General features: G+C 64.0%; 20 protein-coding genes. 15 read left to right on the top strand and 5 right to left on the bottom strand.

The window, feature by feature from the left end:
* Positions 1-41 precede the first annotated feature (41 nt).
* From RTI28_RS03830 to RTI28_RS03765, 14 genes are all read left to right on the top strand, one after another.
* Positions 42-851 carry an ATP-binding cassette domain-containing protein gene (locus RTI28_RS03830; RefSeq protein ID WP_316919209.1) on the top strand — a complete coding sequence of 270 codons (810 nt, stop codon included), beginning with the start codon at positions 42-44 and terminating at the stop codon, positions 849-851.
* Positions 852-1,649: a lipid asymmetry maintenance ABC transporter permease subunit MlaE gene (gene mlaE, locus RTI28_RS03825; protein WP_316919208.1), complete on the top strand. Its 798-nt coding sequence runs from the start codon at positions 852-854 to the stop codon at positions 1,647-1,649. It begins immediately after the preceding gene.
* Positions 1,649-2,116: an outer membrane lipid asymmetry maintenance protein MlaD gene (gene mlaD / locus RTI28_RS03820; protein ID WP_316919207.1), complete on the top strand. Its 468-nt coding sequence runs from the start codon at positions 1,649-1,651 to the stop codon at positions 2,114-2,116. The genes mlaE and mlaD overlap by 1 nt, the downstream gene beginning before the upstream one ends.
* Positions 2,117-2,125: 9 nt before the next feature.
* A complete protein-coding gene (locus RTI28_RS03815) occupies positions 2,126-2,779 on the top strand; it encodes an ABC transporter substrate-binding protein (protein WP_316919206.1) in 654 nt (217 codons plus the stop codon).
* Positions 2,776-3,081: an STAS domain-containing protein gene (locus RTI28_RS03810; protein ID WP_316919205.1), complete on the top strand. Its 306-nt coding sequence runs from the start codon at positions 2,776-2,778 to the stop codon at positions 3,079-3,081. The genes RTI28_RS03815 and RTI28_RS03810 overlap by 4 nt, the downstream gene beginning before the upstream one ends.
* A gap of 117 nt (positions 3,082-3,198) precedes the next feature.
* Positions 3,199-3,438 (top strand): BolA family protein, encoded by a 240-nt coding sequence (locus RTI28_RS03805; RefSeq protein ID WP_042120732.1) that lies wholly within the window; start codon positions 3,199-3,201, stop codon positions 3,436-3,438.
* 22 nt (positions 3,439-3,460) lie between these two features.
* Complete coding sequence (murA, locus tag RTI28_RS03800; RefSeq protein WP_042120731.1) at positions 3,461-4,726, top strand: UDP-N-acetylglucosamine 1-carboxyvinyltransferase; 1,266 nt, start codon at positions 3,461-3,463, stop codon at positions 4,724-4,726.
* 102 nt (positions 4,727-4,828) lie between these two features.
* Positions 4,829-5,464, top strand: coding sequence for an ATP phosphoribosyltransferase (gene hisG, locus RTI28_RS03795; RefSeq protein WP_009398242.1), 636 nt, complete (start codon positions 4,829-4,831; stop codon positions 5,462-5,464).
* Positions 5,465-5,588: 124 nt separating this feature from the next.
* The gene (gene hisD, locus RTI28_RS03790; RefSeq protein ID WP_316919204.1) at positions 5,589-6,914 is read left to right on the top strand and encodes a histidinol dehydrogenase; all 1,326 of its coding nucleotides are present in this window, start codon (positions 5,589-5,591) and stop codon (positions 6,912-6,914) included.
* Between the two features lie 2 nt (positions 6,915-6,916).
* The gene (hisC, locus tag RTI28_RS03785) at positions 6,917-7,963 is read left to right on the top strand and encodes a histidinol-phosphate transaminase (RefSeq protein WP_316919203.1); all 1,047 of its coding nucleotides are present in this window, start codon (positions 6,917-6,919) and stop codon (positions 7,961-7,963) included.
* Between the two features lie 204 nt (positions 7,964-8,167).
* Positions 8,168-8,818 (top strand): FadR/GntR family transcriptional regulator, encoded by a 651-nt coding sequence (locus tag RTI28_RS03780; protein ID WP_316919202.1) that lies wholly within the window; start codon positions 8,168-8,170, stop codon positions 8,816-8,818.
* A gap of 15 nt (positions 8,819-8,833) precedes the next feature.
* Positions 8,834-10,111: an MFS transporter gene (locus tag RTI28_RS03775; protein WP_316919201.1), complete on the top strand. Its 1,278-nt coding sequence runs from the start codon at positions 8,834-8,836 to the stop codon at positions 10,109-10,111.
* 91 nt (positions 10,112-10,202) lie between these two features.
* Positions 10,203-10,673, top strand: coding sequence for a nuclear transport factor 2 family protein (locus RTI28_RS03770; RefSeq protein ID WP_316919200.1), 471 nt, complete (start codon positions 10,203-10,205; stop codon positions 10,671-10,673).
* Between the two features lie 42 nt (positions 10,674-10,715).
* A complete protein-coding gene (locus tag RTI28_RS03765) occupies positions 10,716-11,078 on the top strand; it encodes a GIY-YIG nuclease family protein (protein WP_316919199.1) in 363 nt (120 codons plus the stop codon).
* On the opposite strand, the gene RTI28_RS03760 is transcribed toward RTI28_RS03765, so the two are convergent.
* From RTI28_RS03760 to yejK, 3 genes are all read right to left on the bottom strand, one after another.
* Positions 11,005-11,412: a hypothetical protein gene (locus RTI28_RS03760; protein WP_316919198.1), complete on the bottom strand. Its 408-nt coding sequence runs from the start codon at positions 11,410-11,412 to the stop codon at positions 11,005-11,007. The two genes, RTI28_RS03765 and RTI28_RS03760, sit on opposite strands and share 74 nt — an antisense overlap.
* Before the next feature lie 61 nt (positions 11,413-11,473).
* The gene (locus tag RTI28_RS03755; RefSeq protein ID WP_316919197.1) at positions 11,474-12,682 is read right to left on the bottom strand and encodes a DUF2599 domain-containing protein; all 1,209 of its coding nucleotides are present in this window, start codon (positions 12,680-12,682) and stop codon (positions 11,474-11,476) included.
* A gap of 104 nt (positions 12,683-12,786) precedes the next feature.
* Entirely contained in the window at positions 12,787-13,794 is a 1,008-nt protein-coding gene (gene yejK, locus RTI28_RS03750) for a nucleoid-associated protein YejK (RefSeq protein WP_042120719.1), read from the bottom strand.
* A 410-nt stretch (positions 13,795-14,204) separates the two neighbouring features.
* Here yejK and RTI28_RS03745 point away from each other — a divergent pair, with 410 nt between their 5' ends.
* Positions 14,205-14,486 carry an HU family DNA-binding protein gene (locus tag RTI28_RS03745; protein WP_009398256.1) on the top strand — a complete coding sequence of 94 codons (282 nt, stop codon included), beginning with the start codon at positions 14,205-14,207 and terminating at the stop codon, positions 14,484-14,486.
* A gap of 96 nt (positions 14,487-14,582) precedes the next feature.
* Here RTI28_RS03745 and rlmF read toward each other — a convergent pair whose 3' ends face one another.
* A complete protein-coding gene (gene rlmF / locus RTI28_RS03740) occupies positions 14,583-15,539 on the bottom strand; it encodes a 23S rRNA (adenine(1618)-N(6))-methyltransferase RlmF (protein WP_316919196.1) in 957 nt (318 codons plus the stop codon).
* An 87-nt stretch (positions 15,540-15,626) separates the two neighbouring features.
* Complete coding sequence (locus RTI28_RS03735; protein ID WP_316919195.1) at positions 15,627-18,473, bottom strand: valine--tRNA ligase; 2,847 nt, start codon at positions 18,471-18,473, stop codon at positions 15,627-15,629.
* Between the last annotated feature and the right edge of the window lie 206 nt (positions 18,474-18,679).

The following is an 18,679-nucleotide window of genomic DNA, read 5'->3' as shown; positions in this document are numbered from 1 at the left end:
GCGTGCGTCTGAGTGACGAGGCTGCATCGCAAGGAGTCTAGATGAGCGTTGATAACGCCTACGCGGTCGAGTTGAAGGGCGTGACCTTCAAGCGCGGCTCGCGCAGCATCTTCAATAATGTCGACATACGCATTCCCAAGGGCAAGGTCACCGGCATCATGGGGCCTTCCGGGTGTGGCAAGACCACGCTGTTGCGCCTGATGGGCGCGCAACTGCGGCCCGCCAGTGGCGAAGTCTGGGTGGCGGGGCAGAACCTGCCGACACTGTCGCGCAGTGACCTGTTCGACGCCCGCAAGCAGATGGGCGTGCTGTTCCAGAGCGGCGCGCTGTTCACCGACCTCGACGTGTTCGAGAACGTCGCCTTTCCGCTGCGCGTGCACACCAAGCTGTCCGAAGAGATGATCCGCGACATCGTCCTGATGAAGCTCCAGGCCGTCGGCCTGCGGGGCGCCATCGAGCTGATGCCGGACGAGCTTTCCGGCGGCATGAAGCGCCGCGTGGCGCTGGCCCGCGCGATTGCCCTGGATCCGCAGATCCTCATGTACGACGAGCCGTTCGTGGGCCAGGACCCGATCGCCATGGGCGTTCTGGTGCGTCTGATCCGCCTGCTCAACGACGCCCTGGGCATCACCAGCATCGTGGTGTCCCACGACCTCGCGGAAACCGCCAGCATCGCCGACTACATCTATGTGGTCGGTGACGGCCAGGTGCTCGGCCAGGGTACGCCCGCCGAGCTGATGGATTCGGACAACCCGCGCATCCGCCAATTCATGAAGGGCGACCCGGACGGTCCGGTGCCTTTCCATTTTCCTGCGCCTGACTATCGCGCCGATCTGCTGGGGAAGCGTTAGATGCGCAGAAAATCCTTACTCGAACGTATCCGCCGTTTCGGTCGTTCGGCCATCGATGTGGTCGCGGTGATGGGACGTTCCTGCCTGTTCCTGCTGCACGCGCTGGTCGGGCGTGGTGGCATCGGCGGCGGTTTCCAGCTGCTGGTCCGCCAGCTGTACTCGGTGGGCGTGCTGTCGCTGGCGATCATCGTCGTCTCCGGCGTGTTCATCGGCATGGTCCTGGCCTTGCAGGGCTTCAGCATCCTCACCAAGTACGGCTCGGAGCAGGCCGTGGGGCAGATGGTCGCCCTGACCCTGCTGCGCGAGCTCGGTCCGGTGGTCACCGCGCTGCTGTTCGCCGGGCGCGCCGGCTCCGCGCTGACTGCCGAGATCGGCAACATGAAATCCACCGAGCAGCTCTCCAGCCTGGAAATGATCGGTGTCGACCCGCTCAAGTACATCGTTGCGCCGCGGCTCTGGGCCGGCTTCATTTCCCTGCCGCTGCTGGCAATGATCTTCAGCGTGGTCGGTATCTGGGGCGGTTCGTGGGTCGCCGTGGACTGGCTGGGGGTCTATGAAGGCTCGTTCTGGGCGAACATGCAGAACAGCGTGTCGTTCACCGACGATGTGCTCAACGGCATCATCAAGAGCATCGTCTTTGCCTTCGTCGTTACCTGGATTGCCGTATTTCAAGGCTATGACTGCGAGCCCACGTCAGAGGGGATCAGTCGAGCCACCACCAGGACCGTGGTCTACGCCTCGTTGGCAGTCCTGGGCCTGGACTTTATTCTGACCGCCCTGATGTTTGGAGATTTCTGATGCAAAACCGCACCCTGGAAATCGGTGTCGGCCTGTTCCTCCTGGCCGGGATCCTGGCGCTGCTCCTGCTGGCCCTGCGCGTCAGCGGCCTGTCCGCCAGCCCCAGCAGCGATACCTATAAACTTTATGCATATTTCGACAATATCGCCGGTTTGACTGTCAGAGCAAAAGTGACCATGGCCGGTGTGACCATCGGCAAGGTCACTGCCATCGATCTGGACCGCGATACCTACACCGGTCGGGTGACCCTGCAACTGGAGAAACGGGTGGACAACCTGCCCTCCGACTCCACTGCATCGATCCTGACCGCCGGTTTGCTCGGCGAGAAGTACATCGGCATCAGCGTCGGCGGGGAAGACACTGTGCTCAAGGATGGCGGGACCATCCATGACACCCAGTCGGCGTTGGTGCTGGAGGATCTGATTGGCAAGTTCCTGCTCAATACCGTAGGCAAAGAAGCTAAATAAGGAGTTTCCATGATTTCGATCCTGCGCCGTGGCTTGCTGGTACTGCTGGCTGCCCTGCCGATGCTGGCCCTTGCGGCACCTGGCCAGTCGGCCCGTGATGTGATTCAGGGCACCACCACGCAAATGCTGGATGCCCTGAAGTCCAACAAGGAGCAGTACCGGGCCAACCCGAGTGCGTTCTATGACGCGATGAACAGCATCCTCGGTCCTGTGGTGGATGCCGACGGCATCTCGAAAAGCATCATGACCGTGAAGTATTCGAAACGGGCGACCCCTGATCAGATGCAGCGCTTCCAGGAAAACTTCAAGCGCAGCCTGATGCAGTTCTATGGCAACGCCCTGCTGGAATACAACAACCAGGGCATCACCGTGGATCCGGCCAAGCCCGAGGATGGCGATCGCACCAGCGTCGGCATGAAGGTCACCGGCACCAATGGCGCCGTCTATCCGGTGTCCTACACCCTGGAGAAGATCCAGGGCGAATGGAAAGTGCGTAACGTCATCGTCAACGGCATCAACATCGGCAAGCTGTTCCGTGACCAGTTCGCCGACGCCATGCAGCGCAACGGCAACGACCTCGACAAGACCATCGACAACTGGGCTGGCGAAGTCGCCAAGGCCAAGGCGGTCACCGAGGATGCCGCGGAGAAGCAGGCGCAATGAGGGGTGGCAGTGTGCAATTGGCCGAGCCCGGGGTATTGAGCCTGGCCGGCATCCTCGACTACCGCTCCGGTCCGCAGTTGCGCGAGCAGGGCAGGGCGCTGATCGCGTCCAGCCCGGCTGCCGCGCTGGTGCTGGACTGCACGGCGGTGGAGATGTCCAGCAGCGTCGGCCTGTCCCTGCTGCTGGCCTTCATGCGCGATGCCAAGGGCGCCGGCAAGGCCCTGGAAGTCCGCGGCATGCCCCATGGCATGCGGGAGATCGCCGAGGTCTACGGGCTGGACGAGATTCTCGCGTTGCAGTGAGCAAGCGCGACAAAGCACGGCCCCTCTGTCAGAGTCCTCGTTTACGGGGTTCGCAGGCGAGGGGCTTTTTTGTATGATGGCCGACCCGCGCGCACAGGGCGCCGATTGAGGTTGAGCATGCAGGCCGTAGAAGTTAAGAGCTTCCTTGAAGAAAAGTTGCCGGGAACCCGGGTCGAAGTTGAAGGCGAGGGCTGCAACTTCCAGTTGAACGTGATCAGCGACGAATTGGCGGCACTGAGCCCTGTCAAGCGTCAGCAGCAGATCTATGCTCATCTGAACCCGTGGATCGCCGATGGCAGTATCCACGCGGTCACCATGAAATTTTTCAGCAGCGCAGCCTGGGCTGAGCGCACCTGAGCCAACTGGCGCGAGATTGCAAATGGACAAACTGATTATTACTGGCGGCGCTCGCCTCGACGGCGAAATCCGCATTTCCGGTGCCAAGAACGCGGCCCTGCCGATTCTCTCGGCCACCCTGCTGTGCGACGGCCCGGTCACCGTGGGCAACCTGCCGCACCTGCACGACATCACCACCATGATCGAGCTGTTCGGTCGCATGGGCATCGAGCCCGTGATCGACGAGAAGCTCTCGGTGGAAATCGACCCCCGTACCATCAAGACCCTTGTCGCGCCCTACGAGCTGGTGAAGACCATGCGCGCCTCGATCCTGGTACTGGGCCCGATGGTCGCCCGCTTCGGCGAGGCCGAAGTGGCCCTGCCTGGCGGTTGCGCCATCGGTTCGCGTCCGGTCGACCTGCACATTCGCGGCCTCGAAGCCATGGGCGCGAAGATCGAAGTGGAAGGCGGCTACATCAAGGCCAAGGCCCCCGAAGGCGGCCTGCGTGGCGCGCATTTCTTCTTCGATACCGTCAGCGTGACCGGCACCGAGAACATCATGATGGCGGCTGCCCTGGCCCGCGGTCGCAGCGTCCTGCAGAACGCCGCGCGTGAGCCTGAAGTGGTCGACCTGGCCAACTTCCTGATCGCCATGGGCGCGAAGATCCAGGGCGCCGGCACCGACACCATCACCATCGATGGCGTCGAGCGTCTGGGCTCGGCCACCTATCGGGTAATGCCCGACCGTATCGAGACCGGTACCTACCTGGTTGCCGCCGCCGTTACCGGTGGTCGCGTCAAGGTCAAGGACACCGATCCGACCATCCTCGAAGCCGTCCTCGAGAAACTCAAGGAAGCCGGCGCCGAAATCATCACCGGCGAAGACTGGATCGAACTGGACATGCACGGCAAGCGGCCGAAAGCCGTCAACCTGCGTACCGCGCCGTATCCGGCATTCCCGACCGACATGCAGGCGCAGTTCATCTCCCTCAACGCCATCGCCGAAGGCACTGGCGCGGTGATCGAGACGATCTTCGAAAACCGCTTCATGCACGTCTACGAAATGCACCGCATGGGCGCGCAGATCCAGGTCGAGGGCAACACCGCCATCGTCACCGGGACCAAGACCCTGAAGGGCGCGCCAGTGATGGCGACCGACCTGCGGGCCTCGGCCAGCCTGGTGCTGTCGGCCCTGGTGGCCGAAGGCGACACCCTGATCGACCGCATCTACCACATAGACCGTGGTTACGAGTGCATCGAGGAAAAACTGCAGATGCTGGGCGCGAAGATCCGTCGCGTACCGGGCTAGTCTGCTGGCGGCGCAGGGACGCGCCACGAACTTGCTGAATTGTCGCCGTCGGGTACCTGCATGGGCCCGGCGGCTGAAGCCGCATAAGGACCGACGTTTCCCATGTTGACCATCGCGCTGTCCAAGGGCCGCATTCTCGACGATACCCTGCCGTTGCTGGCGGAAGCCGGCATCGTCCCGACCGAGAATCCGGACAAGAGCCGCAAACTGATCATCCCCACGACCCAGGACGATGTGCGCCTGCTGATCGTGCGGGCCACCGACGTGCCGACCTATGTCGAGCATGGCGCCGCCGATCTGGGTGTGGCCGGCAAGGATGTGCTGATGGAGTACGGTGGCCAGGGCATGTACGAGCCGCTGGACCTGAACATCGCTCGCTGCAAGCTGATGACCGCCGGTGCCATCGGCGCGCCGGAGCCCAAGGGACGCCTGCGGGTCGCCACCAAGTTCGTTAATGTGGCCAAGCGCTACTATGCCGAGCAGGGCCGTCAGGTCGACATCATCAAGCTGTACGGCTCGATGGAACTGGCGCCGCTGGTCAACCTCGCCGACAAGATCATCGACGTCGTCGACACCGGCAACACCCTGCGCGCCAACGGCCTGGAGCCCCAGGAACTCATCGCTACCATCAGCTCCCGCCTGGTGGTCAACAAGGCATCGATGAAGATGCAGCACGCCCGTATCCAGAGCCTGATCGACACCCTGCGTCAGGCCGTGGAGTCGCGACACCGCGGCTGACCCTGTGCGCGACTTCATGTCGCGCCCGTCTATCCGCGTCATAGCCAAATATCTCGGGTGCCCGCGCGGATGGACTGGTAGCTTCAGGGCGCCTGAACATTCGCCAATTACCGAGGCTTTAGCTATGACCACGTCCACTGCAATTCGCCGACTCAATGCCGCTGACCCGGATTTCGCCCGACATCTGGATCATCTGCTGAGCTGGGAAAGCGTGTCCGACGACGCGGTCAACCAGCGGGTACTCGACATCATCCAGGCCGTGCGCGAGCGCGGCGACGCGGCGCTGGTGGAGTTCACCCAGCGCTTCGACGGCGTCGAAGCCAAATCCATCGATGACCTGATTCTCGGCCGCGAGCGCCTGGAACTGGCCCTGACCCGCATCACCGTGGAGCAGCGCCAGGCCCTGGAGAAGGCCGCCGAGCGCGTGCGCCTGTACCACGAGCGGCAGAAGCAGGACTCCTGGAGCTACACCGAGGCCGACGGCACCGTGCTCGGCCAGAAGGTCACGCCGCTGGACCGCGCCGGCCTGTACGTGCCGGGCGGCAAGGCGTCGTATCCGTCGTCGGTGCTGATGAACGCTATTCCGGCCAAGGTCGCCGGGGTCGGTGAAGTGGTGATGGTAGTGCCGACCCCGCGTGGCGAGGTCAATGAGCTGGTGCTGGCGGCGGCGTGCATCGCCGGTGTCGACCGCGTCTTCACCATCGGTGGCGCCCAGGCGGTCGCGGCCCTGGCCTATGGCACCGAAAGCGTACCGCAGGTGGACAAGGTGGTCGGTCCGGGCAACATCTACGTCGCCACCGCCAAGCGCCATGTGTTCGGCCAGGTCGGTATCGACATGATCGCCGGCCCCTCGGAAATCCTCGTGGTCTGCGACGGCCAGACCGACCCGGACTGGATCGCCATGGACCTGTTCTCCCAGGCCGAGCACGACGAGGATGCGCAGTCGATCCTGGTCAGCCCGGATGCGGCGTTCCTCGACCGCGTCGCCGCGAGCATCGAGAAGCTGCTGCCGACCATGGATCGTGCCGAGATCATCCGCACCTCGATCGACGGGCGTGGCGCGCTGATCCAGGTTCGCGACATGGAGCAGGCGATGGAAGTCGCCAATCGCATCGCGCCGGAGCACCTGGAACTGTCGGTGGCCGATCCGCAGGCCTGGCTGCCGAAGATCCGTCACGCCGGCGCGATCTTCATGGGCCGCCACACCAGTGAAGCGCTGGGCGACTACTGCGCCGGTCCCAACCACGTGCTGCCGACTTCCGGCACCGCGCGCTTCTCCTCGCCGCTGGGGGTCTACGACTTCCAGAAGCGTTCGTCGATCATCTTCTGCTCCGAACAGGGCGCTTCCGAACTGGGCAAGACCGCATCGGTCCTGGCTCGTGGCGAATCCCTCAGCGCCCACGCGCGCAGTGCCGAATACCGCATCCTTGCCGACCAAGAGGGCAACTGAACATGAGCAAATTCTGGAGCCCCTTCGTCAAGAGCCTGGTGCCTTACGTCCCGGGCGAGCAGCCGAAGCTGACCAAGCTGGTCAAGCTCAACACCAACGAGAACCCCTACGGCCCGTCGCCCAAGGCGCTGGAAGCCATGCGCGGCGAGCTCAACGACAACCTGCGCCTGTACCCGGACCCCAACAGCGACCTGCTCAAGCAGGCCGTGGCCCGCTACTACAAGGTCCAGCCGAACCAGGTGTTTCTCGGCAACGGCTCGGACGAAGTGCTCGCGCACATTTTCCACGGCCTGTTCCAGCACGACGCGCCGCTGCTGTTCCCGGATATCAGCTACAGCTTCTACCCGGTGTACTGCGGCTTGTACGGCATTCCCTTCGAGGCGGTTGCGCTGGATGAGCAGTTCCAGATTCGTGTCGAGGACTACCGCCGCGCCAACGCGGGGATCATCTTCCCCAACCCGAACGCACCGACCGGCTGCCTGCTGGCCCTGGAGGCCATCGAGCAACTGCTGCAGGCCAATAGCGAATCGGTCGTGGTGGTGGATGAGGCGTACATCGACTTCGGTGGCGAGACCGCCATCAGCCTGGTGGATCGCTACCCGAACCTGCTGGTGACCCAGACCCTGTCCAAGTCGCGCTCGCTGGCCGGGCTGCGGGTCGGTCTGGCGGTGGGCCATCCCGACCTGATCGAGGCGCTGGAGCGGATCAAGAACAGCTTCAACTCCTATCCGCTGGACCGCATGGCGATCGTCGGCGCGACCGCGGCGTTCGAAGACCAGGAATACTTCGCCTCGACCTGCAACAAGGTCATCGCCAGCCGCGAGAAGCTGGTGGCCGAGCTGAATGCCCGTGGCTTCGAAGTACTGCCGTCGGCGGCCAACTTCATCTTCGCCCGTCATCCGCACAAGGATGCCGCCGGGATTGCCGCCGCGCTGCGCGAGCAGGGCGTGATCGTGCGTCACTTCAAGCTGCCGCGGATTGATCAGTTCCTGCGCATCACCATCGGTACCGAAGAGCAGAACCAGGCGTTGCTTGACGCCTTGAACTGATCTTTGACCCCCATCGCGGGCAAGCCCGCTCCTACAGGTACAGTGCAAATCATGAGATCACTGCAAATCCCTGTAGGAGCGGGCTTGCCCGCGATGAGGTCCTGACGACCACCCACTACCCCTCTCCAGTTTGCATTTCTTTGAAACAAGCAGTTACCCTTGCCTTCACTCAATTCATCCGATGATTGGATGTAACAACTCCTCATGCCTCAACTCATCAAGCGTTCCCTCGTCGAACAAGCCGTCGACCAACTCCGCCAACGCATCACCAGCGGCGCCTGGGCCGTCGGCCAGCGCCTGCCCACCGAGCCGGAACTGGCCAGCGAGCTGGGCATCAGCCGCAATACCGTGCGCGAAGCCATGCGCGTGCTGGCGTTCAGCGGGCTGGTGGAAGTGCGTCAAGGCGATGGCAGCTATTTGCGTACCGCCTCCGACCCGCTCTCGGCGATGCAGGCGATGTCCGGCTGCAGCCTGGAGCACGCCAGGGAAACCCGCCACCTGCTGGAAGCAGAAGCCATCGGCCTGGCGGCGTTGCGCCGCACCGAGCAGGACCTGGTCGGCCTGCGCGAAGCCCTGAATCGCAGCGGCATGCACTTCCACGGTGAGTTGAACGACTACATCTGCTGCGACCTGGTCTTCCATCAACGCCTCGTGGATGCCGCGCACAACCCTGCGTTGAGCGAGCTGTACCGCTATTTCTCCAGCGTGGTGGCGATGAAGCTGGAGCACAGCATGAGCCGGTTGCCGCGCAACCAGGCGGTTTTCGATCTGCACGAAGCGATCCTCGAGGCCGTCGAACGACAAGATCCGGAGCGGGCCAAGGCCCTGAGCCGGACGTTGATCAATGAACCCTGACCTTTCGAGACTGCCATGGGCCAAGACCTCCCCACCAAGCTCGCGCCCCCGGGGCCGGTGCTTGACGAACTGCTGATCGATGCCGAAGCCGACGATGCCGAGCTTCAGCCGCCCACCCGCCTGCCGCAGGCCTGGCTGTTGCTGCTCGGCCTGGTGCTGGTGGCACTGAACCTGCGTCCGGCCCTGTCGAGCATGGCGCCGCTGCTGGGCGAGGTGTCCCGCAGCCTTGGCCTGAGCGGTTCCCAGGCCGGTTTGCTGACCACGCTGCCGGTGCTCTGCCTCGGCCTGTTCGCTCCGCTGGCGCCGCTGCTGGCGCGACGTTTCGGCAGCGAACGGGTGATTCTCGGGATTCTCCTCTGCCTGGCGGGCGGTATCGCTTTGCGCAGTGCCTTCGGCAGCATCGGCCTGTTCGTCGGCAGCCTGATCGCCGGGGCCAGCATCGGGGTGATCGGCGTATTGCTGCCGGGTATCGTCAAGCGGGATTTTCCGGCCCATGCGGGCCTGCTGATGGGCATCTACACCATGGCCCTGTGCCTGGGCGCGGCGCTGGCGGCGGGGGCGAGCGTGCCCTTGAGCCATGCCTTCGGTGACAACTGGTCGCTGGGCCTGGGCTTCTGGCTGGTGCCGGCACTGCTGGCGGCGCTGTTCTGGCTGCCACAAGCCCGGCAAGGTCACGGTGCGCACCGTGTCGCTTTCCGCGTACGCGGTCTGTGGCGCGACCCGCTGGCCTGGCAGGTGACCCTGTACATGGGCCTGCAATCGTCGCTGGCCTATATCGTCTTCGGCTGGCTGCCGTCGATTCTCATCGGCCGCGGTCTCAGTCCGACGGAAGCGGGGTTGGTGTTGTCCGGCTCGGTGATCGTGCAACTGCTCAGCGCCCTGACCGCGCCGATGCTGGCCACCCGCGGCAAGGACCAGCGCCTCGCCATCCTGGTGGTGATGGTGCTGACCCTGGCCGGCCTGTTCGGTTGCCTGTATGCGCCGCTCGGCGGCCTGTGGGGCTGGGCGGTGGTGCTCGGTATCGGCCAGGGCGGCACGTTCGCCCTGGCGCTGACCCTGATCGTGCTGCGTTCGCGGGACGCCCACGTCGCCGCCAACCTGTCGAGCATGGCCCAGGGCGTCGGCTACACCCTGGCCTCGCTCGGGCCCTTCGCGGTAGGCCTGGTGCATGACCTGAGCGGTGGCTGGAGCGCGGTCGGCTGGATCTTCGCGATCGTCGGCGCCGGCGCGATCTTCTTCGGTCTGCGGGCCGGTCGCACGCTGCATGTGCAGGTGACCAGCGAGCGGATCTGAGGACGCGCCATTCGTCCGGTCGATGGCGCTGGCCTTGTGCCTTCGAGCGGACTATCGTGCTCCGCTCAGCCTTTCGGTGATGGAACCCGTCATGAGCGATGCCAACAGTGCCCTGATCACCCGTTTCTACCAGGCTTTCCAGCGCCTCGATGCCGAGGCCATGGTCGCCTGCTACAGCCCCGACGTCGTCTTCAGTGACCCGGCCTTCGGTACCCTGCGCGGCAAGGATGCCGGTGACATGTGGCGCATGCTCACCAGCCGCGCCAAGGATTTTTCCCTGACCTTCGACAGTGTCCGCGCCGACGAGCGCGGCGGTTCGGCACACTGGGTGGCGACCTACCTGTTCAGTCAGACCGGTCGCACGGTGATCAACGACATTCGCGCCAGTTTCGTCGTGCGCGACGGCCTGATCGTCGAGCACCACGATATCTTCGACTTCTGGCGCTGGTCCCGTCAGGCCCTGGGCGCACCCGGTGTCCTGCTGGGCTGGACGCCGCTGCTGCGGAACAAGGTGCGCCAGCAGGCGTTGAAGGGCTTGCGCGCGTTCCAGGGCGGGCGTTGAGGGGGTAAGCTGTTCGTCCTCAGCCGCCAGTTTCTCTCGCCCGTGACCGAAGTTCCGCCCCCCGCCAAACCCTGGTACGTCTACCTGGTACGCGCCGCCAACGGCTCGTTGTACTGCGGTATCAGCGACAACCCCGAACGGCGCTTCGCCGCCCACCAGAAGGGCCGCGGCGCGCGCTATTTCAGCACCAGCCCGGCAGTGGCGCTGGTGTATGTCGAGGCCTGGCCGGACAAGTCCCAGGCACTGCGTCACGAGCGCCTGATCAAGGCCCTGCGCAAGAGCGCGAAGGAGGCGCTCGTGGCCTCCTTCGCGGCCTGCCGGCACGCGGACGTCAGGGCGTGTTGCAGTTCTTCATCTTCTTGTAGGCCTCCAGCGAAACACCCCGGCGCATCGGTTCCAGAGTGATCGGATCGGGTGGCGGTGTCAGGTCCAGCAGGCACGCCAGCTGGTATTTCAGGCTGTCGCTGGTGATCCATTTTTCATCCTGCGAGTGTCGCGCGAGCAGTTCCTGGTAGATCTGTTCGGTATCGGCGGACGAGATCGTGCAGCCCGCGCGATTCAGGCGGATCTGCAGGCTGGGATACTTGCCGGCGAAGTAACCGCCGACCGGTTCATCGACTTCTGCCCATTTCGTCTCGAGGATCGGGTCGGAACAGTTCGGATCGGCGCTGGCGTGCTCCAGTGGCAATGCGCCGAGGATAAGGCTCAGCACGACCGACGAGGGAATGAGTGTTTTCATGAGGACCTCCTGACGAGGGAGAAGGTGACCAGCGAGCCGGGATTGGCTGCTGCACGCAGGCTCAGTTGTCGCACTGCCTGGCGCCTGATGCCTGAATGTCGATCAAGGCCCGGTGGGGCTCCAGCGTCCACGTCGGGGCATAACGCCGGTAGACGAAATGGCAGGTCAGTTGCCGGCGCATGCTCAGCACATGCTCCACGTTGTAGGCCGAAGCGCCCTGCCAGGCCGGGTCGCGGTAAAGCCGGGCGACCAGTTCGTTGAAGAAGTTGTTGGTCTGGTCATCCCTGACCTCCCGTCCGCAGGCGCTGGGCACCACGACCAGACTCTTCTGGCCGGGGACGCCCGCAAGGTCCTCGAAACGCGCGCTGTCGAAGTACGTTGCGCACGTGTTCGGCCCGGTGGTGGGCTGGATGGCCTGGTCCGCGGTGTTGTAGACGAAGGCCGCGTCGGCGCTCATGGTCTGTGGCAGGTCAAGCCTTACCAGCGGCAGGTAGCGTTTTGTCGCGATCCACCACTCGATCTGGTTCGCCCTGGCGTTTTCCAGCCCCGACGTGGCGGAGGAGGGTGGCATGGTATAGAAGGTGCTCTCCACCGGCGGCTCGAATGGTGGGTTGTTCTGCCAGGTGGCGATGCGCAGTTCGTTCTGCACCGGGAACAGGGCCGCGCCGGCGAGGTTGCGTGCCTCGAGACTCGCGATGAAGGCGGGCCCGGCGAACGAGTCACGGCGGTCGCGCACGTCGAAGCCACACAGATCGATATGGTTCCTGGCGCTGGCGCCGAATCTCCTGACCCAGGCTTGTGCGGTCCGGACATCCATCAGGTCGCAGTAGTTCTCCACCGTCGCGCTGGCCGTGTGATCGGTGCAGCCGCGGTCCGCGCGGTTGTCCGTACCGGCATCGTGGGGGAAGGAGCAGAGCACTTCGTAGGAGCGGTTCGAGGCTGGATTGGCGAACACCGGGAACAGGGTGAAGCCATTGTTGCGGTCATAGGCCAGGTGCGGAAACTTGGCGTCCCGGCGCAGGTAGGACGCCGAGATGCCGCCGCTGGCGATGTTCTTCTGGACCGGCACCCAGAACTGCGGGCTCGCGGTGGCCCGCACGATCACTCCGGCGCAGAGCACCGCGGGTTGCGACGGGGCGCCGCAATCCCGGGTGAGATTGCGATAACGCTCATTCAGGGATCTTGCCGTGTCTTCCCCCGGGCCAGCGAGGGCAGTGCCGGTTGCCAGGGTGAGCAGCAGGCAGCCCGACAGGCTGAGCAGCGTCTTCATGGCGTGCACCTTCAGTGCGTGAGAGACGCGCTCAGGCTAGCCAGCAGGGCGGGGGCGTCGCTACTGACAAAAATGTCAGTTCGGATCAACGGTTTGCCCGTGGCTCAGTCCTTGCGCCGCTTCAACTGGTCGGCGAGCTGGGTCGGCAGGCCCTTGATGGTCAGGGTTCCGGCTTCCTCGTCGTATTCGATCTTCGAGCCGAGCAGGTGCGCCTCGAAGCTGATCGACAGGCCCTCGGCGCGCCCGGTGAAGCGGCGGAATTGATTGAGGGTGCGCTTGTCCGCGGGGATCTCCGGCGACAGGCCGTAGTCCTTGTTGCGGATATGGTCGTAGAACGCCTTGGGCCGGTCCTCGTCGATCAGGCCCGACAGCTCTTCCAGGGTCACCGGCTCGCCGGCGCGGGTCTGGCTGGTGGCGTAGTCGACCAGGGTCTGGGTCTTTTCGCGGGCGGCTTCTTCGGGCAGGTCCTCGCTTTCGACGAAGTCGCTGAAGGCCTTGAGCAGGGTGCGGGTTTCCCCCGGGCCGTCGACCCCTTCCTGGCAGCCGATGAAGTCACGGAAGTAGTCCGAGACCTTCTTGCCGTTCTTGCCCTTGATGAAGGAGATGTACTGCTTCGAGTTCTGGTTGTTGCGCCATTCGGAAATGTTGATCCGGGCGGCCAGGTGCAGTTGGCTGAGGTCGAGGTGGCGCGACGGGGTGACATCCAGCTCGGCGTTCACCGCCACGCCTTCGCTGTGATGCAGCAGGGCGATGGCCAGGTAGTCCGTCATGCCTTGCTGGTAGTGGGCGAACAGCACGTGGCCGCCCACCGACAGGTTCGACTCTTCCATCAGCTTCTGCAGATGTTCCACCGCGACCCGGCTGAACTCGGTGAAGGTCTTTTCGCTGTCCAGGTATTCCTTCAGCCAGCCGCTGAACGGATGGGCGCCGGACTCGGCGTGGAAGAAGCCCCAGGCTTTGCCCTGCTTGGCGTTATAGCTGTCGTTGAGGTCGGCCAGGAGGTTTTCGATAGCCGTCGACTCGCTCAGTTCGGAATCGCGCGCGTGCAGTACCGCGGGGCTGCCATCGGGTTTCTTGTCGATCAGGTGGACGATGCAATGACGGATCGGCATGGAATTCTCGGCTCAATGAAGGTGTGGCGCGGGGCGTGGCAAAGTTGCCAAGTGTAACCCAGCTCGAGGGCTGGACGGGGTTCGACTGCGGCTGCGCGGCTGGCTTGTTCGTTTTTCGTTCTGTTTTTTGCGATATTTTGTGTAAACCCCCGAAAAACCTGAAGATTTGCGCCGGGCGAGGCGGATATTTATCTATTCCTGTGGTAGTTTTGCCCGGTCTTGCGCCCCCTGTGAGGCGCAGTGCTGGCAGACCGCTGGCGTCACGTCGAACCAAACGCATTTTTAGGTATCTACATACGCGATTGGCAAAAAGGATGTATCCCGGCCACCGCCGATTCGCGGCGCCGGCATCGATGGCTGACGCGGCACTCTGCAAACCCACTGAATTTGATTAGGGAAGGAACACCACCATGGCATTGACCAAAGACCAACTGATCGCCGATATCGCTGAAGCTATCGACGCGCCGAAAACCACCGCGCGTAACGCTCTGGAGCAACTGGGCCAGATCGTTGCCGATCAACTGGAAAACGGCAGTGAAATCACCCTGCCAGGCATTGGCAAGCTGAAAATCACCGAGCGTCCTGCCCGTACCGGCCGCAACCCTTCGACTGGCGCTGCCATCGAAATCGCTGCCAAGAAAGTCGTCAAGTTCGTACCAGCCAAAGTGCTGACCGACGCAGTCAACAAGTAATTTGTAGACCGCTCGAAAAAAACCGCGTCGGGTGCGAACCCGACGCGGTTTTTTCATGCCTGTTGCAGGTGTAGTGGGGCAGCACAGCGGCCCCAGCTACTTTCTGGTGAAGCGCTGCTGACACCATTGCCGGCGCGCCTGGGCATCCTGGAAGGTCCAGGCCACCAGGCGGCTCTGCTTCTGGCCCTGGCCCATCTCCAGCACCCGTTGCTCCAGTGCCCCGGCTTTCTTCAGCGCCGCCTCGATACCGGGCAGGTTGGACGCTTTCGAGACCAGGCTGCTGAACCACAGCACCTGCTGACCCAGAGCCTTGCTCTCCTGGACCAGTTGGGTGACGAAGCGGATCTCGCCCCCTTCGCACCACAGTTCGTTGTTCTGCCCGCCAAAGTTCAGCACCGGCAGCTTGCGCTTCGGATCCGCCTTGCCCAGGGCGCGCCACTTGCGCTGGCTGCCGCGGGTGGCTTCCTCGCGCGAGGCGTGGAAGGGCGGGTTGCACAGAGTCAGGTCGAAGCGTTCCTCGTTGTTCAGCAGGCCGCTGAGGATGTGCTTGCGATTGCCCTGCTGGCGCAGCTCGATGAACTTGCCCAGGCCATTGGCCTGGACGATGGCCTTGGCCGAGGCGAGGGCGATCGGGTCGATGTCGGAGCCGACGAAACGCCAGCGGTAATCGGCATTGCCCAACAGCGGATAGATGCAGTTGGCGCCGACGCCGATGTCCAGGGCCTGAACCTGGGCACCGCGGGGGATCTCACCGGCGTTGTCCTCGGCCAGCAGGTCGGCCAGGGCGTGCAGGTAGTCGGCACGCCCGGGGATCGGCGGGCACAGGTAGTCGGCGGGAATGTCCCAGAACTGGATGCCGTACTGGGCCTTGAGCAGCGCGCGATTGAACACCCGTACCGCCTCCGGGTCGGCGAAGTCGATGCTTGGCTTGCCGTAGGGGTTGGTGATGGTGAAGCGCGCGAGCTCCGGGCAGCTCTTGATCAACTGCGGGAAATCGTAGCGACCCTGGTGGCGATTGCGCGGGTGCAGGGTGGGCTTTTCGGGTTTGGTCATGTCATTGAATGTAGAAGCGGGCTTGGCCGCGATGGCGTTGGAGAACGCTATCGCGGGCAAGCCCGCTCCTACAGGGGTCCTCTGCTGTTACAGGGCGGCGATACGCGCGTGCTGCTCGGTGAAGTTGGCCAGGGCCTGTTCCGCCTCGGCCAGCTTGGCGCGTTCCTTGTCGATCACCGCAGGCGGCGCCTTGTCGACGAAGGCAGCGTTGGACAGTTTGCCGCCGACGCGCTGGACTTCGCCCTGCAGACGCTGGATCTCCTTGTTCAGGCGCGCCAGTTCGGCGTCCTTGTCGATCAGGCCGGCCATCGGCACCAGCACTTGCAGGTCGCCGACCAGCGCGGTGGCGCTGAGCGGGGCTTCGTCCTGCTCGCCGAGCACGGTGAACGACTCGATCTTCGCCAGCTTCTTGAGCAGCGCTTCGTTCTCGACGAGGCGGCGCTGGTCTTCGGCGGTGGCGTTCTTGAGGAACAGCTGCAGCGGTTTGCCCGGGCCGATGTTCATCTCGGCGCGGATATTGCGCACGCCCAGCATCAGTTCCTTGACCCACTCGATGTCGCTTTCGGCGGCGCTGTCGATGCGGCTTTCGTTCGCTTCAGGCCATGGCTGCAGCATGATGGTCTTGCCGTCGATGCCGGCCAGCGGCGCCAGGCGCTGCCAGATTTCCTCGGTGATGAACGGCATGAACGGATGCGCCAGGCGCAGCGCCACTTCCAGCACGCGGACCAGGGTGCGACGGGTGCCGCGGGCGCGCTCGACCGGGGCGTTCTCGTCCCACAGGACCGGCTTGGACAGCTCCAGGTACCAGTCGCAGTACTGGTTCCAGATGAACTCGTAGAGGGCCTGGGCGGCCAGGTCGAAGCGGAACTGCTCCAGCTGGCGGGTCACTTCGGCTTCGGTGCGCTGCAACTGCGAGATGATCCAGCGGTCGGCCAGCGACAGCTCGTAGGCCTCGCCGTTCTGTCCGCAGTCCTCGCCCTTGTCCAGCACGTAGCGGGCGGCGTTCCAGATCTTGTTGCAGAAGTTGCGGTAGCCCTCGACGCGGCCCATGTCGAACTTGATGTCGCGACCGGTGGACGCCAGCGAGCAGAAGGTGAAGCGCAGGGCGTCGGTGCCGTAGCTGGCGATGCCTTCGGGGAACTCGGCCTTGGTCTGCTTGGCGATCTTCTCGGCGAGCTTGGGCTGCATCATGCCGCTGGTGCGTTTTTCCAGCAGGGCGTCAAGGGTGATGCCGTCGACGATGTCCAGCGGGTCGAGGACGTTGCCCTTGGACTTGGACATCTTCTGGCCCTGGCCGTCGCGGACCAGGCCATGGACGTAGACGGTCTTGAACGGTACCTGCGGGGTGCCGTCCTCGTTCTTCACCAGGTGCATGGTCAGCATGATCATCCGGGCGACCCAGAAGAAGATGATGTCGAAGCCGGTGACCAGCACGTCGGTGGAGTGGAAGGTCTTGAGGAATTCGGTCTGCTGCGGCCAGCCGAGGGTGGAGAAGGTCCACAGGCCGGAGCTGAACCAGGTGTCGAGGACGTCGTTGTCCTGGGTCAGGACAACGTCGGCGCCGAGGTCGTTCTTCGCCCGGACTTCTTCCTCGCTGCGGCCGACGTAGACCTTGCCGGACTCGTCGTACCAGGCCGGAATGCGGTGGCCCCACCACAGCTGGCGACTGATGCACCAGTCCTGGATGTCGCGCATCCAGGAGAAGTACATGTTCTCGTACTGCTTCGGCACGAACTGGATGCGGCCGTCTTCCACGGCGGCGATGGCGGGTTCGGCCAGCGGCTTGGTGGAGACGTACCACTGGTCGGTCAGCCACGGCTCGATGACGGTGCCGGAGCGGTCGCCCTTCGGCACTTTCAGGGCGTGGTCGTCAACGCTGACCAGAAGGCCCAGGGCGTCGAAGTCGGCGACGATCTGCTTGCGCGCGACGAAACGGTCGAGACCGGCGTACTGCGCCGGCAGGCTGCCGTCGATGGCTTCGTTGACGCTGCCGTCGAGGTTGAACACCTGGGCGGCCGGGAGGATCACCGCGTTCTTGTCGAAGATGTTCAGCAGCGGCAGGTTGTGGCGCTTGCCGACTTCATAGTCGTTGAAGTCGTGGGCCGGGGTGATCTTCACGCAGCCGGTACCGAACTCCGGATCGCAGTAGTCGTCGGCGATGATCGGGATACGGCGGCCGATCAGCGGCAGTTCGACGAACTTGCCGATCAGTGCCTGGTAGCGCTCGTCGTTCGGGTTCACCGCCACGGCGACGTCGCCGAGCATGGTTTCCGGACGGGTGGTGGCGACCACCAGGTGATCCTTGCCCTCGGCGGTCTTGGCGCCGTCGGCCAGCGGGTAGCGCAGGTTCCACAGGTGGCCTTTCTCGTCGTGGTTTTCCACTTCGAGGTCGGAGATTGCCGTGTGCAGCTTGGTGTCCCAGTTGACCAGGCGCTTGCCGCGGTAGATCAGGCCGTCTTCATGCAGGCGCACGAAGGCTTCCTTGACCGCTTCGGACAGGCCGTCGTCCATGGTGAAGCGCTCGCGGCTCCAGTCCACCGACGAGCCCAGGCGGCGGATCTGCCGGCTGATGTTGCCGCCGGACTGTTCCTTCCACTCCCAGACTTTTTCGAGGAATTTTTCCCGGCCCAGGTCGTGACGGTTCTGGCCCTTGGCCTCGAGCTGGCGCTCCACCAGCATCTGGGTGGCGATACCGGCGTGGTCGGTGCCCGGCTGCCACAGGGTATTGCGGCCTTGCATGCGGCGGAAACGGATCAGCGCGTCCATGATCGCGTTGTTGAAGCCGTGACCCATGTGCAGGCTGCCGGTGACGTTCGGCGGCGGGATCATGATGGTGTACGACTTGCCCGCGCCTTGCGGGGCGAAGTAATTCTCGGACTCCCAGGTGTTGTACCAGGAAGTTTCGATGGCGTGCGGCTGGTAGGTCTTATCCATGCGCGGGGGGACCCTATGGCATTTATTCGGGAAAGCCGGGAAGTATAACGGAGGCGGGGGGTTGAGGCGACACGCAGGGGAGGGCTTGATGCTGCAATGTTCGGCTTTCATGCCGAATCGCCGCAGGAGCGTGGCTTGCCCGCGAAGGACCGCAAGGCGGTCCCCGATGACCGCGCAATCGGGACCGCCTTGCGGTCCTTCGCGGG

Source organism: Pseudomonas sp. zfem002 (assembly GCF_032621685.1).
GTDB lineage: Bacteria > Pseudomonadota > Gammaproteobacteria > Pseudomonadales > Pseudomonadaceae > Aquipseudomonas > Aquipseudomonas japonica.
This window is presented reverse-complemented; position numbering and strand designations above follow the sequence as displayed.

Bases quoted from the DNA above. Each gene is read 5' to 3' on its own strand.
- RTI28_RS03805 (WP_042120732.1), top strand. From the start codon at position 3,199: ATGCAGGCCGTAGAAGTTAAGAGCTTCCTTGAAGAAAAGTTGCCGGGA.
- RTI28_RS03780 (WP_316919202.1), top strand. From the start codon at position 8,168: ATGCCTCAACTCATCAAGCGTTCCCTCGTCGAACAAGCCGTCGACCAA.
- RTI28_RS03760 (WP_316919198.1), bottom strand. From the start codon at position 11,412: ATGAAAACACTCATTCCCTCGTCGGTCGTGCTGAGCCTTATCCTCGGC.
- RTI28_RS03830 (WP_316919209.1), top strand. From the start codon at position 42: ATGAGCGTTGATAACGCCTACGCGGTCGAGTTGAAGGGCGTGACCTTC.
- RTI28_RS03755 (WP_316919197.1), bottom strand. From the start codon at position 12,682: ATGAAGACGCTGCTCAGCCTGTCGGGCTGCCTGCTGCTCACCCTGGCA.
- RTI28_RS03735 (WP_316919195.1), bottom strand. From the start codon at position 18,473: ATGGATAAGACCTACCAGCCGCACGCCATCGAAACTTCCTGGTACAAC.
- RTI28_RS03770 (WP_316919200.1), top strand. From the start codon at position 10,203: ATGAGCGATGCCAACAGTGCCCTGATCACCCGTTTCTACCAGGCTTTC.
- yejK (WP_042120719.1), bottom strand. From the start codon at position 13,794: ATGCCGATCCGTCATTGCATCGTCCACCTGATCGACAAGAAACCCGAT.
- rlmF (WP_316919196.1), bottom strand. From the start codon at position 15,539: ATGACCAAACCCGAAAAGCCCACCCTGCACCCGCGCAATCGCCACCAG.
- RTI28_RS03815 (WP_316919206.1), top strand. From the start codon at position 2,126: ATGATTTCGATCCTGCGCCGTGGCTTGCTGGTACTGCTGGCTGCCCTG.
- mlaD (WP_316919207.1), top strand. From the start codon at position 1,649: ATGCAAAACCGCACCCTGGAAATCGGTGTCGGCCTGTTCCTCCTGGCC.
- RTI28_RS03810 (WP_316919205.1), top strand. From the start codon at position 2,776: ATGAGGGGTGGCAGTGTGCAATTGGCCGAGCCCGGGGTATTGAGCCTG.
- hisC (WP_316919203.1), top strand. From the start codon at position 6,917: ATGAGCAAATTCTGGAGCCCCTTCGTCAAGAGCCTGGTGCCTTACGTC.
- RTI28_RS03745 (WP_009398256.1), top strand. From the start codon at position 14,205: ATGGCATTGACCAAAGACCAACTGATCGCCGATATCGCTGAAGCTATC.
- hisG (WP_009398242.1), top strand. From the start codon at position 4,829: ATGTTGACCATCGCGCTGTCCAAGGGCCGCATTCTCGACGATACCCTG.
- murA (WP_042120731.1), top strand. From the start codon at position 3,461: ATGGACAAACTGATTATTACTGGCGGCGCTCGCCTCGACGGCGAAATC.
- hisD (WP_316919204.1), top strand. From the start codon at position 5,589: ATGACCACGTCCACTGCAATTCGCCGACTCAATGCCGCTGACCCGGAT.
- mlaE (WP_316919208.1), top strand. From the start codon at position 852: ATGCGCAGAAAATCCTTACTCGAACGTATCCGCCGTTTCGGTCGTTCG.
- RTI28_RS03775 (WP_316919201.1), top strand. From the start codon at position 8,834: ATGGGCCAAGACCTCCCCACCAAGCTCGCGCCCCCGGGGCCGGTGCTT.